The organism is Paenibacillus sp. DP01, assembly GCF_044784315.1.
GTDB lineage: Bacteria > Bacillota > Bacilli > Paenibacillales > Paenibacillaceae > Paenibacillus > Paenibacillus polymyxa.
Genome location: NZ_CP173059.1, coordinates 3,664,470 through 3,682,849 on the forward strand (window position 1 = coordinate 3,664,470; position 18,380 = coordinate 3,682,849).

The following is an 18,380-nucleotide window of genomic DNA, read 5'->3' on the forward strand; positions in this document are numbered from 1 at the left end:
TGTCCGCAAACTGAATATTAGAATTGCCTGATTGGAAATGAAGTGAAGGCGGAATCTGCTCATGCTTTAATGACAATAACAGCTTAATTACTCCTGTGATTCCTGCCGCAATTTGCGTATGACCGATATTCGTTTTAATGGACCCGATCGCGCAAAATCCCTTCTTGTCCGTATACTTTCTAAATGTTCGCGTCAATGCCTGATATTCAATTGGATCTCCCAATTTGGTACCTGTCCCATGTGCTTCCACCAATTGGATTTGCTCTGGATGAATATGAAAAGTATCGTACACATATTGCTCCAGTCGCTCCTGAGACTTCTGGCTTGGTGCAGTAAGTCCATTCGTGGTACCGTCCTGATTGATTCCTGAGCCTAAAATTACCCCATAGATGTGGTCACCATCGGCAACTGCTTCCTCAAGCCGTTTGAGTACAACAGCGCCAACAGCCTCTCCTGGAACCATTCCGTCCGCCCTGTCATCAAAGGTATAACAGTGCCCTGTGTGAGACAGCATTCCTGCTCTGTCACCGTATAAATAGCAACGAGGGGTTGTATGAATATACACCCCGCCAGCTAAAGCCATATCCGTTTCTCCAGACCATAAGCTTTGGCAAGCAAGATGGGTGGCAACTAGCGAACTCGAACAAGCTGTATCTACAGCTATTGCCGGTCCGTGAAGATTCAAGTAGTAGGAAATTCTGGCGGGAATCACGGAGCCCATATGGCCCCACAGTGCTTGCGGAGGCAGGTCTTCACCCAGCAATCGCTGGTAATCGCCTTCGGCACAGCCTACATAAACTCCGCACCGACGCCCATCCATCCCTGTACCCGCATAACCTGCATCCTCTAGAGCATGCCATGCTTCCTCGAGAAACAACCGCTGCTGCGGATCCATGTAAGTTGCTTCCAGTCCGGAAATATTGAAAAAAAGCGGATCGAACTTATCAATATCCTCCAAAAAGCTTCCATAATTGCAGTAACTTGCATTTTTTTCCTGGTATTTTGAAAGATCCCACCGAGTTACCTCTTTTACTAAATCGTCGCCATTCTTAAGGTGATTCCAAAGCTCATCTACATTGTCAGACCCGGCAAACCGCCCGCTCATTCCAATAATCGCAATCGGCTCTCTTTGCGCCAAGCTTTTTCCTGTATTCTCCTGTTTAGGTCTTTCTGGCTCAATCGATGCACTTGCCGTTTGAACCGGATTAAACATATATTCCTTTTCCTTAGGCGCTTGGGTTTCACGGCTTGTATCTTTCCCATCCTCTATTGGATCAGCATTGTGTCCCAAAACTGGTAAAACGATGTCGCCGAATTGGCCTAAAATGTATAACGTCAGTTGTTTGACCGAACTGTAATCAAAGATGTCTGTAGTCTGCAAATGAATGCCCAGCCCCTGATTAACATCCTGTACAAAGTTGACGCCAAGAATAGAGTCCAGGCCATAATCTGCGAATGACTCATGGACATCAATCATTGAAATGTCCACATTCAAGGCCTCTGCCAACTTCTCTACAATAAGTTCCCTGACATGCTCTTCAGCCATCTCATCGGTTACATCAGCAGCTGATTGAGTCCCTGTGTCACGCTGTTCTAATGGAGGCTTGCCCTGTTCAAGCTTCTGTTGGTCCCGAAGCATCCCATCGCTAAGCTTACCATCGCTTTCAGCCACAATAATTTGCTGGCCTATTTCATGCGCTTCCTGAGCGGGGAAGAAGACCGACCGGAACCCCTCGCTTTCCAATACCTCTTGCCAACGTTCAGGGTATAAACCGGGAGAGCCTGGAATACGCAGCTCGGGGTCATTATAAAGCCACCATCCCTCCAACAGGCCAAAGGTTAGGTGGTTTAACAGCGAGTTTCCACTAATTTCATTGATAAGAATCAGGCCGTTTTTTCGCAGCGCTGCTTTGACATTGCCTAATGTCTGCCGAATGTTCCTCGTGGCGTGCAGGACATTGGTGGCAATTGCAATATCATATCCGCCCGTTTCGATGTCTTGTCCCACAGCCGACTCTTCCACATTAAAAATTTTATAAGTCAGGTAAGGATTTTGCGGGCCGTACTCTTTTTGCGCATGCAATAAAAATGCTCTGGATTTATCGGTATAGCAGTACTCACGAATATGCTCCTGATAAGGTCGAAGCTTCCGGAAGAGCATAGCGCTGGTTCCTCCAGTGCCTGCACCAATTTCAATAATTCGAATCGACCCTGACGGGTCATGCTTAAGCCGTTCATTCAAGTAGGAAACTACAATATCCCCCAGCACTTCATTAAAGTAATCTGCTGCAGGACTATTTTTATATATACCTTCTACCAGCTTCATAGAGGACTGAGGAAAAACAATGTCAGTGGCAGGTATGTTTCCGGTCAAAATTTCCGGCAGCTTGCGCAATGTTGATTCTACGAGTACAACCCAGGCCGAGAGATCCGGATTTTTCAGCCATTCCCCTTTCTTCAATTCCCATTCCTTCCATACAGCCTGCAGATCAACCAAAGCTGTATCCGTTACGCTATAAGAGTCTCCTTTACGGTAAAAATAATGATTCCGCGCCAATACCTCTATGCTTTCTTCAAGCCAGCGATCATATAAATTCAGCAATGCTGTTTTGGTTTTAAAATCATTAATCATAGCTTTCTTGTCCATATGTGCATAGGGGCATAATCCCATCAACTGCAAATAACCCCATAGCAATTTGCATAAGACATCATTCATTTCCTTCATCTGTAAGCCTCCTCATCCGATTAGTCCCTCGCGTCGTCCCATCCTGTTCCGAGTAAGCTTGGTTGTCGATCATAGTCGAAGGAATTCTTTCGTATTCAGCCGCTAGATAAGAAATATCTGGCATCTTCTTCATTTTGACACTGGTGGAAATATGGCTCTGAATATTCTGGATATACGAAGGAATAGCTTCGGAATTTGGATCTTCGCTTTCTTTTCTATACTTTTGCGAAATATTTGCCGCTGTCTCAGGTGTTCTTTGATCAACAAATATATCTGTTGACTGTACAGATTTGGTAGATTCAATGGAAGCCTGCTTGGTTTTAATATCTGTGATCCAATACCGCTCCTTTGCAAAAGGATAGGCTGGCAAGCTTATTCGCTGCGGCTTGGCATCTCCATAAAGCATGCTCCAGTCCATCGCCAGTCCCTTCACCCAAAGATCCACTATCTTCGCGTATTTCCGTTTCCCGATCCAGGCAGCGATCGTTTTTTCCATATCTTCATCTTCTAACAGTGCGGACAGTGCCTCTTTGTTTCGCTTGACCTGTCCTCGATACAGCTCGGAAATCCCGTCGTGGCCTTCCAAGAATCTTTGCAGCTTTTCCACCAGTTTCGGCATCGATTCAGCAATGACCGCTAGGCGTTCTTCCATCGCTTCACGTCCTACCTGGAGCGTGTAGGCTGCATCGGCCAGATTACCCTCTGTGACCTCTCCTTTCCCGATCACGGACAGCAATCTCTCGACCTGCTGTTTCAGTCGTTCCTCATTTTTGGCTGACAATACGATAATCACAGGATGGTGAGCTGTTACACGAATGGGCATCTTCTCTTCCGGAACGTACTCTTCGATGATGACATGGGCATTGGCGCCTCCTGCTCCAAACGATGAAATCCCTGCCATTCTCGGGTATTCCCTTGTCTCTCCATCGAGCTCAACCACCGGTCGCTTCCATTCCTCCAGCTCCTGCTGGACGACAAACGGCGTCTGCTCAAAAGGAATGTTCGGATTCAGTTCCTGGGCATGCAGACTGGGAACCAGCGTCCGGTTTTTCATCTGCAGGACAATTTTCCCAATCCCTGCGATGCCCGCCGCCGCCTCCAAATGTCCGATGTTGGACTTCACAGAGCCCACAGCACAAAATCCCTTATCTGCTGTATCCTTTCTGAAGGCCTGGGTCAGACCGGTTACTTCAATCGGATCTCCCAGTTCTGTGCCAGTTCCGTGAGCTTCGATATAGCTAATGGTCCGGGCATGTACCCCGGCTCGTTCCAAAGCCGACCGGATTAGCTCCCCTTGAGCAGTCGGGTTAGGCACGGTATACCCGTTGGTCTTGCCTCCATGGTTGATGCTCGTTCCCCGGATGACCGCATGGATCGGGTCCCCATCTGCTATCGCCTTCGACAACGGCTTCAATAGCACGACCCCCACACCTTCTCCTGGGACAAAGCCGTTGCCTCCCTTTCCGAAGCTCTTGCACTGTCCGTCTACGGACAGCATCTGATTCGCACAAAGTCCGACATAACTCAGCGGATGCAGATACAGGTTCACTCCTCCTGCCATGGCCAACTCGCATTCTCCGCGGTACAGATGCTCACACGCTTCATGAATCGCGGTCAACGAGGACGAACACATCGTATCCACTGGCATGCTCGGCCCCTGCAAATTAAACAGGTACGAAATCCGGTTGGCTACCGAGCTAAAGGATATTTGGGGAAATATTTTGGCCCCCATCTTCCATAATTCCGGCCCATAAAGCTCGTAGCCCGTTTTGGTAATTCCCGCAAACACACCTACACGGCTGTTATGTCGTACCGCAAGCTGTTCTCTGGTGTAGCCTGCGTCCTCCATCGCTTCCCAGCAAGCTTCAATAAACACCCTTTCCTGAGGATCCATGCTGAGGGCTTCTCGCGGTGCAATATTGAAAAACAATGGGTCGAATTCCGCAAAGCCTTCGATAAAGCCGCCCCACTTGCTGTAGCTTTTGCCATCAGCCACCGCTTCCTGTTTGTCAGGCTGGAAGAATTCTTCCAGCTTCCAGCGTTCCTGCGGGATTTCGCTGACACAATCCTTTCCTGCCTTGAGATTTTCCCAATATTCGTTCATGTCCCTCGAACCTGGATACTTTCCTGCCATGCCAATGATGGCGATCGGTTCTCGTGTTTCCTCTGCGCCAAGTTCCGCGTAGCTTCGAATCGGCTCCACGTAGCTTCTGGACTTCGCTGTCGCCTCCTCCGCTATCGTCTGCCCCGCAATTTGCGTGCTTTCTTCTTCAGCGTACCGGGCTGTCGCAGCCGTTTCCTCTACCCGTTCCTTGTCCGTGCTCATTCCAACCCATTGCATGCACTCCGGTGCATATTCCGCCACTAAATGTTCTGCCAGGGCACGCAGGGTCTGGTACTCATAAAATAGCGTCTTGGATAGCTCGCCAAAAGACTCTGCCAGCTTGGCATTGAGCTGGGTAATCATAATCGAATCGATGCCATAGCGCTCTAGCGGTTCTTGGGCTTCAATGCTACCGACGCTCAGACGGGTCACCTCTCCCAATAGCGCCTTGAGATGATACAAGGTTTTATCGTACAGTAAACCCGCATCCAGCTTCAATCCAGCTGCCTCTACCGCTCGAACATCGGTCTGCGAGACGGCTTTCGCCAGATAGGCCTTGATTTTCTCTGGCTCTCCTTCCAGGATCATCACCTGATCCTTGCTTGAGGTCAGGCATTGGTACAACGCCTGAATGCCCGACTCGGTCTGTAGAGGCGTGAGGCCCATATTTTGTCTCATGAGCTTTTCCGTGTCCGCATCGATCCGCATTCCGCCTTCTTTCCACAGCGGCCAGCGGATGGATAGCGTCCGGCCCCGCCGTTGCTGGGCTTCCACCAGGGTATTCCGGTATGCTGCGTACGCATCCATAAAGGCGTTGGCGGTGGCATAATCGGCCTGTCCCGGATTTCCCAGACTGCCCGAGATGGAGGAAAAGAGCATGAAGAAGTCCAGATCCTGGCCGCTGCTTGCCTCATCCAGATGGACCAGCCCTTGGACCTTCGGCCCCAGCACCTCGATAAATTCTTCCCTGCTTTTCTTGAGAATGAAGTTATCGTGAATGATCCCAGCACAGTGGATAATCCCGTGAACACGCCCGAATTCTTTCTGAATGCTTTCCAGCAAGCTAGTAACCGTGTTCCTGTCAGTGATATCCCCCTGCTTATACACCACTCTGGCTCCTGAGGACTCCAGTTCCTTCAGCCGAGTTTGTCTGTTGCCGTCCAGTGTCGACCGCCCTGTCAGGATCAAGGTCGCTGCTCGGGTGCGCCGAACCAGTTCTTCGGCAACAAGCAGCCCCAGGCCGCCAGAGCCGCCGGTGATGAGATACACGCCCCCATCTCTCCATGGCAGCTCCTCATCTGACCGAGATGGCTCCAACCTGTTCCAGCAAGCGGTTTTGCGTTGACTACCCTCATAGCGAATCCATCCATCCAACGGACTGCGGCTGTTTTCTTCCAATTTCGCCAGCAGGCTTTCCGCAGATTCTCCCTGTTCCACTTCGATCAATTGCCCGATGAATTTTGGATTTTCCAGCCGGGCGGTCTTCAGCAGACCCGAAAGCCCTGAAAAGAGCTGTCCTTCTCCAGCCGCCGTCACGACAAGCTGAACCAGCACCCTTCCGGCAGGCTTGTCTTTGAGTAGGCTTTGGATGCTCTCAAAGGCCTGAACTGCATAGGTCTGAAACCGCTCATCCACCCGGCTCTTCCCAGATGAGAAGGCCAAGACCTGTGCCGCTCCGTTCACTCGCGCTTCAAGCCGTTCAGGTAAAGCCTCGTCCGGCTCACACAGTAAGATGATACGGCGGTCGTAGGCAGGGGCTTCGACCTCTGGAGGTACGTCCTGCTCCTTCCAGACTGGCTCAAACATCAGAGTTTGGCTGGCTGCAGTCGCAGGTGCTTCCGCCACTGCTCTGACCCTTGCTGCTCCAGCCTCAACCTCAGGAGCCCAGCAGCGTTGCTGAGCAAAAGGATACGTAGGCAGACTGATTCTTTTCGGTCGCATATCGTAATACAGCAATTTCCAATCGATATAGAAGCCTTTGGCCCATAGCTCTGCCAGCTTGTTCATTTCACGATTTGAGATCCATTTGCTCACTAATTCCTTGAACACTTCTTCCTGTTCAAACCATTGCATTGAATCTTGCTGGTTATTTTCTCCCCTCCAGCAATTCTCGATATGTTCTTGTCCATTCGCGAACGAATCCAATTTTTGCACCAGCTCGCTCGTATTCCTGACGATAAACGCTACCCGACTTTTCATTGCCATTCGTCCTGTTTGAAGCGTAAAAGATACATCCGACAAATTGATTTCTTGAGAAGCTGTCAAGAAAGCCGAGAGGTCCCCAGCATATGCCTTAAGGCGCTGATCATTTTTGGCAGACAAAGGAATAAGATACTCAGCAGCATCGTTCACCAAACTGGATTTAGAACGTTCGGGTTCATCATTAGCTACAAATTGTTCGAAAATAGCATGAGCATTCGTTCCGCCTATGCCAAAAGAGCTCAGCGCCGCTCGATGGGGAGCCGACGCTTGTTCCCATTTCCGCAGTTTATCAACAACATAAAAAGGCGATTCAGACAAATGGATATCGGTATTGGGTGTATCATAATTAAGCGTAGGAGGAATCTCATTATGGTATAAGCTTAAAGCGACTTTAATACACCCCGCCAAACCTGCTGCAGTGTCCAAATGTCCGATATTGGTTTTGACCGATCCAATACCACAAAACTGTTTTTTGGCTGTATACTGCCTGAATGTATCATTCAAGGCAGCAAATTCAACCGGATCGCCCAATTTGGTTCCGGTTCCATGTGTCTCAATATAACTGATCGTTTCGGGATGAATTCCGGTTGATTCGATCGTCTTCTGAATAACTTCAGATTGACCCTTAACACTTGGAGCATAAAACCCTAGTTTGTCAGTCCCATCGTTGTTCACGCTAACCCCTCGTAAAATCGTATAAATATGGTCACCGTCTCTAATGGCATCCAGCGTTTTTTTCAGTAGAACAACTCCAACCCCTTCTCCGCCAATCATTCCGTCTGCCGAATCGTCAAAAGCTCTAATATGGCCATCACTAGAAAAGTTCAAGCCAGGCTGATACACATAACCTAAGCTGTTGAAAGGAAAGATTGTTGACGCTCCAACCAAGGCGTATTTTGCTTCACCAGACAACAGGCTTTGCGAAGCTAGACGAAGTCCGACTAACGAAGAAGAACAGTTGGAATGCACAAATAAGCTAGGACCTTTAAATCCTAATTTATGAGAGATCATAGTAGGAATGGTCCCGCCTTGTGCCAAAATCCAGGTTACATATTCATCCGCATTCCTCAGGACATTAGGTGATTGCGATGCCAAATTAGGAATAAAGGCTTGATAAAAGCTGCTGCTCGCCGACATATACACACTGGTCTCAGGAATTTCCTTGGAGACATAACCAGCATCTTCGACAGCCTTCCATGCATGCTGTAGCAGTAATTTCATCTGAGGGTCCATAAATTCTGCATTTTTCTGGGATAAATTAAAAAACTCAGGGTCGAAATACTCTTTCCCCTCAATCGTGCATTGTCCGGGCACAAAGTGTGGATGCTCGACAATCTCTCTCTCCAGCCCTAACTGGGCTAGTTCTTCCTCAGAAAAGTACCGGACACTTTCCACCCCTGCCCTCAAATTGCTCCAAAACTCAACGTGGTTTTTCGCACCCGGAAAATGGGATGAAATTCCTATGATTGCGATACTATCCTCATAATAATCAGGGTAGGATGGTTTATGTTCATCTTCCTCCGAGTCTAATCCCTGTGAAATGGTATTTTTAGCGGTATCTGTTTGTTCTGTTGCAGAAGCTGGTGCCTCGCCTTTTACTTTCGTAATATAGGCACTAAGTTCCCTAACCGTTGGATACTTGAACAATGCTGTCACCGAAATATCACATTCCAACTTGTCCTTGATCCTTCTAATCATCTCTGCGGCTGAAAAAGAATTTCCGCCCACGTCGAAAAAAGCATCATCCGTACTTAGATGATCGATATCCAGAAGCTTTTTCCATATTGTTAAAACTTGTTGTTCAACATCCGATTGCGGCAAATGGATTTTTCTTGTTGCTGTCGCCAGCTCGACCCTACGACCCATTAATTCCTTCCGATCTATTTTGCCATTCGGGGTCAATGGCAGCTTGTCCAGTTCGATAAAGAATGCTGGAATCATATAATAAGGCAAGAATGCTTTTAAATAATTTCGTACTTCTTTAGGATCAAGTGAGGATTCCCCGAACTGAGAGTTGTTGCGTAAATAGTAGGCGACAAGCTGCTTATCCGCTCCTTGTTCCTTGGCGATCACGACACATTCATCAATTCCCGGATATGTTCTGACCTGACCTTCAACTTCACTTAGCTCAATTCGAAACCCGCGGATTTTCACTTGATAATCCATCCGACCCAAATATTCAATGGAACCGTCAGAAAGCCACTTGCATAAATCTCCGGTTCTATAGAGCTTAGTTCCGGGCTTGAATGGGTTGTCAATAAACTTTTCATCCGTAAGCACCGGCTGATTCAGATAGCCTCTGGCCAAGCCATTGCCCGAAATGAAAAGCTCACCCGGAAATCCGACAGGCACAGGTCGAAGGTGCTGATCCAAAATATAAATCTGGGTGTTGGCAATAGGCTTACCGATCGAAATCGGCTTGTCGGAGGTAATCGTTTGAATTGTAGACCAAATCGTCGTCTCAGTCGGACCGAACATATTCCATGCGTCACCGTTGTTATGCACAAAATAAGATTTCAATGTTTCCGAAAGTGCTTCTCCGCCACAGAGCATTTTCATGTTCTCTTCGTTCTTCCAGCCAGCTTGAAAAAGCATGGTCCAGGTCACAGGTGTTGCCTGCATCATTGTCGGTTTTATTTTTTGAATCTCCTGCTTGAGTCTTTCGGCATCCTTAGCCTTTTCAGAACTGCAAACATAGCATTGAGCGCCTTTAATCAAAGGTAGATATAATTCCAGTCCCGCGATGTCAAAGCAATACGTTGTCACTGCAAGCAATTTATCCTGCTCTGTTATGCCTGGCTTTTCTCCCATGGAAAGAAGAAAGTTGGTCAACGCTTTGTGTGGGATCATGACCCCTTTGGGTTTCCCTGTACTTCCAGAGGTATATATCACATATGCCAAATGGCTAGGCTGCACTTCCCGTTTGAGTGTCTTTCTCCCCTTTATACTACTTGTAAGAATATCCCAATCGTTATCAAGAACAATGCAGTTCACACGACTCCCTGCCAGCCGAGATACTTTTTTCAACAATCCCGATTGCGTAATGACAAGGGATGCATTGGAATCCTGCAGCATATACTCCAATCGATCCTCTGGATAGTCCGGATCAAGCGGCACATAGGCTCCTCCCGCCAGAAGGATTCCCAACAGCCCAATGACCATTTCTAAAGACCGTTCCATGCAAATTCCTACCAGCGTATCAGGGGTAACGCCCTGATTTTGCAAATATAGAGCGAGCAATGTGCTCTTTTCTTTTAATTCCCGATAGGTAAGCGATTGTTCTTCATACACGACTGCAATAGCGTCAGGCGTTTTCCTTGCCTGTTTTATGAATAATTCAGGGAAGCATTTATCTGGATAACTTATTTCGGTCGCATTCCAGTCATAAAGGACGCTGTTCTTTTCCTCTTGCAAAAGTAATGAATAGTCCTGCAGGGCAGCTGTAGGATTGCTCATAAGTGCTTCCGCTAATCCGATGTAACGCTCAGCCATCTGTACGATGGTTGATTCATCGAACAAACCGGAACGGTATTTGATATTTAATGTCAGCTCTTCTTCCTGCTCCAGCAGCTCCAATACCAGCTCATATTCACCTTCCTGGTGAATTTCCTCTACCAACTCAACGGTAAAGCTATCGCTATACGGCGCACAAAGCTGCTGCAAGCTTGAAGTTTGCAGAAAATTTTGGTAAGAAAAAACTGCCTGAAAAACAGGCGAGCTCGCCTGCAAACGTGGCACATTTAATGCTCGAACCAGAGCCGGAAAAGGATAAGGAGCATGATCCATCCCATTGACTACGGTGATTTGCAATTTTTTCATAAAATCCAGGAATGTCTCTGTTTCCGACACTTGGCTGCGTATTGGAAGCATATTGACAAAATATCCGATTAATTGGTCAAAACGCTCCTCTGGTCGTACCATAACTGGCATTCCAACGATGATGTCTTCCTGTTTCGAATACTGGTTAAGCAATATCACATACATACCTAACAAGACGGTAGACAAGCTCATATATTGCGTACGGGCGAAAGATTTTACCCGATTGACCCAATCAACTGGAAGCCGCTTGGTGTATGTTTGTCCTTCCATGCTCGGAGTCAGAAAACCTGAACGGTTATATGGAAGCTCTAGAGTCGGTAAAGCATCCGACAGTTGTTGTTTCCAATAGGAAAAATGCTTTTCCCCTTCTGCGCTCGCCAGCATCGTTTGTTCCCATTCCACAAAATCGTTATAGCTCGCGGCAGGTGGTAAAACGACTGGTCTCTTTCCTTGTCCCAAGTCCTTATATGCATCTAAAAAGCTTTGAATAAAAAGGATGAAAGAACTACCATCAAAAATAATATGATGGATGACCACCAGTATGAAATGTTCTTGTTCGGACCTGGACATCAGATAAACACGCATCAAAGGGTCCTGTTCTAGCGCGAATGGCTGCTTTGCCTTGCTCCGAATAAAGGGAATGATTGCATCCGCTTTCAAGCTTGAAATATCCTCTATCTGCATATTGAACGGCTGAGCAGACTCCAGCTTTTGATAAGGTGTCCCATTATCCTCTTCAATCACACTTTTTAGAATAGGATATTGCTCTAAAACGGTGTGGAAAGCCTGTTTAACGTTCTCTATCTCAACTTTCGTATTAAATCGGAGACATATTGGTACATTGTAAGCATTTATTTCAGGAGACATTTTATGTAATAGCCACAACCCTTTTTGAACTTCAGAAAGTGGATTCTGTTGCAAACCATGCAGGATTGTTTCGGTCTTGATCTCTACAACCGGTTTATCTTTTTCAATCTTTTTGGCTAAATAAGCCGATAGTAGTTGAATCGTTGGGTACTCTAGAATTTCTCTTGCATTAACCTTGATCGGATAAGATTTTTCAATGCCGCGTATGAGCTTCATGATAAGAATGGAATCGATGCCATAACCGTGAATATTTTTATTCAAATCCATTGCCTCGGACTCCAAATTCAGTTCCCGTTGCAAAAATTGCACCATATATTCCTGAATCTTCAGCTGTATCAACGAAACAGCGTCTACAGTAGCATCCGTTTCTCCAATACCCGAATGCGCTGTTGAGAGTGCACTCCGATATTGATAAAGTGCCCTAAGCTCTTGTTTGATGTAAGCATTACGGCAAACCTTTCTTTGAATTTTCCCGCTCCCCGTTTTGGGAATACTACCTTTTGGCAGCAAATATATATCATAAATCTCAAGTTGATGTGTCCCAGATACGGCATTTAACATCTTTTCGACCAGTCGTTTATATTCCTGCTCATGAAGGGACGTTTCAATCTCTTGTACGACGATTACCTTTTCCTGGCCTTTGACTTCAGAGGCAAATACAGCGATAGGCAAGGTCAACTCCGGCATATTCTTTTGGATGGTCCATTCAATATCGACAGGATGATGATTTTTGCCGTGAACGATAATGACTTCCTTCTCTCTGCCGATGACATAAGTATGATTGTCTGCAATAAAGCCAAGGTCACCTGTACGGAAAAAACCGCCTTCTTGTGTACTGGAAAGTACCGCCTCAAAAGTGCTGTCCGTTTCTTGCTTCCTATTTAAATAACCCTCTGCCATCCGATCGGATTTAATCCAAATCTCGCCGATTTCCTCTGGCAGGCATAGCATATGACTTTCAGGATGAACAATCCGTATTTCTGTCGGAGCTTCGATTTCCCCGCAACTGACAACGGACTTCGATGGGTTCTTCTCATCTGTGTATTGGACTCTTCTTTGCTCCAAGCTAGGAATATCCAAATTAATAAATCTCATCGACTGGCCCGGTTTTACACTGGTAACAGGACACAGCTCAGATAAGCCAAGAAGAGGACAAAATATATCTTCTTTAAGCCCTAATGCCCGGAAATGATGGACAAAATTTTCGTAACTTTCCTTCCGAATGGGCTCACCTGCACATATAATAGCTTGAAGATGGTGCAAAGAATATTCCTGTAGTGAAGCTACGTCCAAGGTGGAGCAGCAGTAATCGAATGCAAAGTTTGGCGCAGCCGTATGGGTAGCCTGATACTTGTCAATCATCTGAATCCAGTGCTCCGGATTTTTAGCAAAGCTTTCTGGCGGGAGAATAATGCTTGAGGCGCCATTCAATAGCGGTACCAAAATATTGTTTTGCAGTCCAAAAGCATGGAATTGCGGCATCCAGGAAACGATACGGCTATTTTGGTCAATTCTCCATTGCTCAGCCTTAACCTGATTCATCAAACATCTATGGCTGAGAATTACACCTTTAGGCAGTGATGTAGAGCCTGATGTGTACAGCAAAAGGGCCATATCTTCAGGTGCTGGCATTCTCATCTTTATATCTACGTGGGCGGCGCTCTCTTGAAGAATCTCATCAATATTTAGGATACGAAACGTTCTATACTCCGGTTGTGTTTGGAGAAAAGCTTTGAAGGCAGTATTGGTTATGATACATACAGCCCCGGAATCCGTTTGAATAGGCTTTATTTTCTCAAGCATTTTTTCATCTGGCTCTGCTGCTGTAATGGGTGTAGGGATGGCTACGATGTTTGCATAAAAACATGCCAGCATGCTGCTGATATATCCCAGACCCTGAGGAAATACAAGGAGCGCTCTTTCCTGCGCAGCCAGTTCTTTCATTAGAAAGTTGCCCAAAGTTTGCACTTGCAGCAAAAGCGTGGTCCCCGTAAGAACGTGAGGATGCTCTCCTTCATTCTCAAAAGTAAACAACTCTGTTTCAGGAAATTGCCGGCAAGTTTCCATAAAAGAAAGGATCGGGATATTAAAGTCTGATCTTTGATCATGTTTACGTGTCATTCATCCACCAACTCCTCAAACACAAAATTTAAATACAACATGAGCTAAATGCTTATCACGATGTCTATTTTGAGCTACTGTTTCACGCTTGAAGCGTTGCCTAACGAAAGTAGCAAAGAAAAAACGAGTGATGAGAAAGGCTATGCGCCCCTTTCACACTCGTTTCCAGATTCCCATGAAAAACCGTAAAAGCGTCCAACAAATATAAATAAATAAGGATGTGAAAAAATTATTATTTTCCAAACAGGTTGATGATTCGTTCTTTAACCTCGGCTTGGTGAAAGGTCTTCTCATGCATAATCAGCTCTTGTTCTACGATTTTGGGAAGCTGAACACGGAGTGGAGCAACCAGATGATCCTTTAATGTGATTAATGAAAATCTGGGTTTCTCGGCCAGCTGTCTAGCAAGATCCAATCCATAGCTCATCACTTCTTTGCGAGGCAAAACTGGAAACGGCACTCCTCGCTTCTCCAATTCTACGCCTCGGTAATTCCCCCCATTTAACAATAATTCTTCTCCCAGGCTGAACCCGAGTTTTTGGGGAAGAATGAACGTCGCACCCATTCCTGGTGTAAATCCGTATCTCATAAAATTAGTCGTGTACATACTTTCCTTACTCAGGATTACGAAATCAGAAAATAGCCCCATGACAAAGCCCCCACCAACCGCATGGCCCTGCATAGCAGCTATCACTGGAACTTTGCAGTTCAATGCTAGAGAGTAAATATTTTCATCAGTAAACTTTGATGTTCCTTCATGTATAGCCAATAGTCCTTCTTGCGTCCCACCCGTGGCAAAGTAGTTGTCATACCCTGTTAGAATTACGACTTTGCAGGTCGAGTCATCCTGGATCGTACGGAACGCTTCTCTAAGTCCATGAGTCATTTCAAGTGTAAATGTATTTTTATGAACTCTATCTTGCATTGTTACTTGAATAATCCCTCGCTCGATCTCAAGTAACTCAACCACAGATTGTGACATGATGATCTACTTCCCCCTCAGCATCCCGTCTTGTGGCAAACGCCCATCAGTCCATCCACGGAAATTGACCTGTTTCGACATATCGGAAAATGCCCTTCAGATTTTGAGCGTCTGAAAACACCTCTTGATTGGACGCCAGCGCCAGTGATTTATACTGACGCAAATCGCTGAGTTCGTCCATAAAGCGTTTGTAGCGTAAAATACCCGTTTTGGACAATCGTCTGAGGCGTAATAAATGCTTGCGCAGCACCGTATCACTCTGGGCATCATATGCATCGACTAATCCCCATGTAAGAGCCTGCTCAACCATAATCGGCTGTGTCATTAATGTCAAATAATTCGCTTTTTGGAATCCAATTCTGCGTACTAAAAAGGGCAGAACACAAGCAGGGAAAAGCCCAAATAACAATTCCGACAGACTGAACTGTGCTGTCTGATCTGCTATCACAATGTCGCTGGCAGCAATAAATCCAATGCCGCCAGCGTTTGCCTTTCCTCGCACATGAGAAATCGTGATATAGGGCCCTGTCGCCAGTTTTAACCACAGATCATATAGAGGTTCTGGATTCTGTGCATGCTCATGTTCATTTGCCATTTTTTCGTACATTCCTTGAAAATCCGCTCCAAGACAAAACACTTCCGGCAGGCCTTCCAAAACAACGATCGTAACCGACTCCTCACACAGTGCAAGCACATGCATGCATTCCTCAATGAGGGTGTTATTAATCGTGTTATTTGCCTCTGGTCGGTAAAACCGTAAATAACAAATCGATTCTTGAAACCGAACCTGAATTGTTTGATAATTCATGATTCCCACCGATATTTGCGGTGGAATTCATAGATTTCCTCCAGATATAATCGCTGTCTCCCTTTCCCGGAATCGATCACTCCAGGAACCAATTGAAAATCAAGTTTGGTGTTGCGGGTTCCAAAACGTACAGCGCCACTGCCTTTCAGCAAGGATTCATATTCATCCATGGATAATTGATACCGATCATTCAAATTACGCTCGATCTCAAAACGACGCAGATATTCCTGGCTTTGCGGCATCACTACCCCGCTATAAAATTCCGAGCAGCAGCCTGATCCATAGGAAAAGCAACCAATCCGCTTCGGAGAATCAAATGTGCCCTTATCAATCGTGCCTGCCAAGGACAGGTACAAGGTCGCACCCATAATATTGCCGACTCGTTGGCAATACTCCAATCCTGGCTTGACACGTTGTACATAATCCGCCTCAATCTCATTGGGCTTGGCCTGAGTAATCCTTCGCATCATCGTGCGATGCGCTCCTTTTACCATTCCACCGAATGGAGTATGGAAGGAAAGATACTGGAAGGTATCTTTATAGTCCACTCCTTGTACCCGTTTCTGGTATTCCAAAAATGCTTGCTCGCAGCAGTCCAGATAGGACATTAAAGACAAGTCCGCATCTCCGGCCTCGCTATCTGGTATCGGCCGGCAAGTATCCATCACCTCATAGCCATAATATCCATTAGCGCCCGCATCGACTTGGAATATATGAGGATTTTCACTAATGAGCATGGCCACAGCCCCTGCCCCTCCGCTTGGTTCAGCGTAAGACCAATCCTCACTCAAAACATCCCCGCCTTCAGCGGCAATAAATCGTGAGATATCACTGGCAATAACAAGCGCTTTGGCCCCTGGCGAGACTTGGGATAAAATAAAATTCACCGCCATTTGGAGTCCGGCAGTACCCGAATAGCAGGCTTGCTTGAGTTCAAATAGCCTGCAATTCCGATTCAGTCCCAAATAGTGGTGAATATATGTACTGATTGATTTTCCAAAATCAATTCCTGATTCTGTACAGGTGATGAGCATTTCGATGCGGTTTTTTTCCGCTTCAGAGAGGGCGTCCACCAGCGGTTTTGCCGCATTGACTCCAAAGGTAACCGGATCTTCATAGGGCAGGGCAACAGCCTTTTCTTTCATTAATAAATTTTCAAATCTCGCAGGGTCCAACTGTCTGTGCTGCGCTAATTGCATGACATCTAGATAGGCTGAGCCCCCAAAAACATTCATTGCTTCTATTCCTACCAATACCATAATGCTCCCCCTTTCTTAAATGCCCGACTCATACTTTTGCATACAGATGGCCGTATTGATCCCGCCAAATCCCATGCTCAAATTCATAGTATTGTGAATAACCGCTGGGATGGACTCATTTTTCACCCAGTTGCAATCCACTCTGATCGGCTCCTCCAAATTGCGGGTAGGATGAAGTTTCGACTCTTTCATTTGTAGAAGAGTAGCAATAATTTCAACCGTCCCGGCTGCGCTCAGGCCATGCCCGATAATGGATTTGGTTGCATTGATGTAAGCATGTGATAATTGGCAATCCTGTATTGCCTTTATTTCGATCTCGTCCCCAATTACAGAGCCTGTCCCATGGGGATTAATATAATCAATTTTTTCCGGCGACAGTTTCGCTTTCTCCAAGGCCCTTTTAATCACTCGAACCTCGCCTTCATAAGAAGGATTGGGGTTCCGGTTCCGATCCATCCCCATATCCCAGCCTGCAAGCTTTGCATAAGGTTTCCCCTGCCGCTTCATTGCAAAATCCGACCGCTCTATGACGATAACTCCGCAAGATTCCCCGTATATAAATCCATCGTGCATCTTATCAAAGGGGCGACACGCCATTGCTGGTTGGTCGGCATATCGGTCGCTTCCCATGGCTCCCAAGGATCGCAATGCCTGGCATTCCAAATACGAAATATCCATCAACGCCCCCATCGCAATGCACACATCAACCCGATTTGCTTGAATTGCCTCAATCGCTTGAATGATGGCGACTTGTCCGCTCGCGGAAGCCCCGCCGACAGTATACGCTAACCCTTGAATACCGAATTGCTCAGTGCATAATCCGCACAAATCAGTATCCATAAAGGACAGCCCATAGGTCGGAGATACAAAGTGCATTTTTTCCCGATAAGCCTCATAGGTTTGAAATAATTCCCGTTGCTGAAAATTGGAGCCTCCAATCACCAATCCTATGCGGCTAGGGTCGACGTCATCCAATTGAGCATCATCCCAGGCCTCTTGAAGGGTAACCATTGCCACCTGTCCTGAAAATGATGCGGTTCGTAACATTCGTTTGGAAATGGTCTCCGGATAAGACAGAGATGGCAGCTCCGCACCTATAAATGAAGCTTCTCCCTTTCTGCCTGGACGTTGCATAACTCCAAATGCATGTTGCCCTTTGAACAGCGCCGAAGCAAAGGCAGTCTTCCCTTGCCCAATCGACGAAGTAACACCAACTCCCGTAATAACTAACTCAGGCTCTTTATAATTTGGCATAGAGCGCATCTGCCAACTCTCCTACATTTTTAACGCCAGATAACTCAACGCGCGGAATATTAAGAGATAATGCTTCCATAGACTTCATTACAATATCGGCTCGATCTACCGAATCCGCACCCAAATCTACCAAGCGATCGTCATACTGAAACTGGTGATCGTTTAATTCCGGTAGAACTTCACAAATACAACCTTTAACGATTTCGAATACTTCTTCTTTGCGCATGTATATCCTCCTA

At 46.4% G+C, this 18,380-nt stretch carries 7 protein-coding genes (1 of these 7 only partly in view); all 7 read right to left on the reverse strand.

What is annotated here, in order from left to right; genetic code table 11:
• Window positions 1-2,725 carry the 5' portion of an SDR family NAD(P)-dependent oxidoreductase gene (locus tag ACH59B_RS16005; protein ID WP_404302082.1) on the reverse strand. 17,036 nt of this gene lie to the left of the window's left edge, so only the first 2,725 of its 19,761 coding nucleotides appear in the window; its start codon is at window positions 2,723-2,725; its stop codon lies off the left edge, out of view.
• A complete protein-coding gene (locus tag ACH59B_RS16010; protein ID WP_404302084.1) occupies window positions 2,709-13,838 on the reverse strand; it encodes an amino acid adenylation domain-containing protein in 11,130 nt (3,709 codons plus the stop codon). Before ACH59B_RS16010 ends, ACH59B_RS16005 begins: the two co-directional genes overlap by 17 nt.
• A 232-nt stretch (window positions 13,839-14,070) precedes the next feature.
• Window positions 14,071-14,820: a polyketide synthase gene (locus ACH59B_RS16015; protein ID WP_404302086.1), complete on the reverse strand. Its 750-nt coding sequence runs from the start codon at window positions 14,818-14,820 to the stop codon at window positions 14,071-14,073.
• Window positions 14,821-14,866: 46 nt separating this feature from the next.
• Window positions 14,867-15,628, reverse strand: coding sequence for an enoyl-CoA hydratase/isomerase (locus ACH59B_RS16020; protein ID WP_016821482.1), 762 nt, complete (start codon window positions 15,626-15,628; stop codon window positions 14,867-14,869).
• Window positions 15,625-16,887: a hydroxymethylglutaryl-CoA synthase family protein gene (locus ACH59B_RS16025; protein ID WP_016821483.1), complete on the reverse strand. Its 1,263-nt coding sequence runs from the start codon at window positions 16,885-16,887 to the stop codon at window positions 15,625-15,627. Before ACH59B_RS16025 ends, ACH59B_RS16020 begins: the two co-directional genes overlap by 4 nt.
• 15 nt (window positions 16,888-16,902) lie before the next feature.
• Complete coding sequence (locus tag ACH59B_RS16030) at window positions 16,903-18,150, reverse strand: beta-ketoacyl synthase N-terminal-like domain-containing protein (protein ID WP_102998783.1); 1,248 nt, start codon at window positions 18,148-18,150, stop codon at window positions 16,903-16,905.
• Window positions 18,128-18,367, reverse strand: coding sequence for an acyl carrier protein (locus ACH59B_RS16035; protein ID WP_016821485.1), 240 nt, complete (start codon window positions 18,365-18,367; stop codon window positions 18,128-18,130). The genes ACH59B_RS16030 and ACH59B_RS16035 overlap by 23 nt, the downstream gene beginning before the upstream one ends.
• Between the last annotated feature and the right edge of the window lie 13 nt (window positions 18,368-18,380).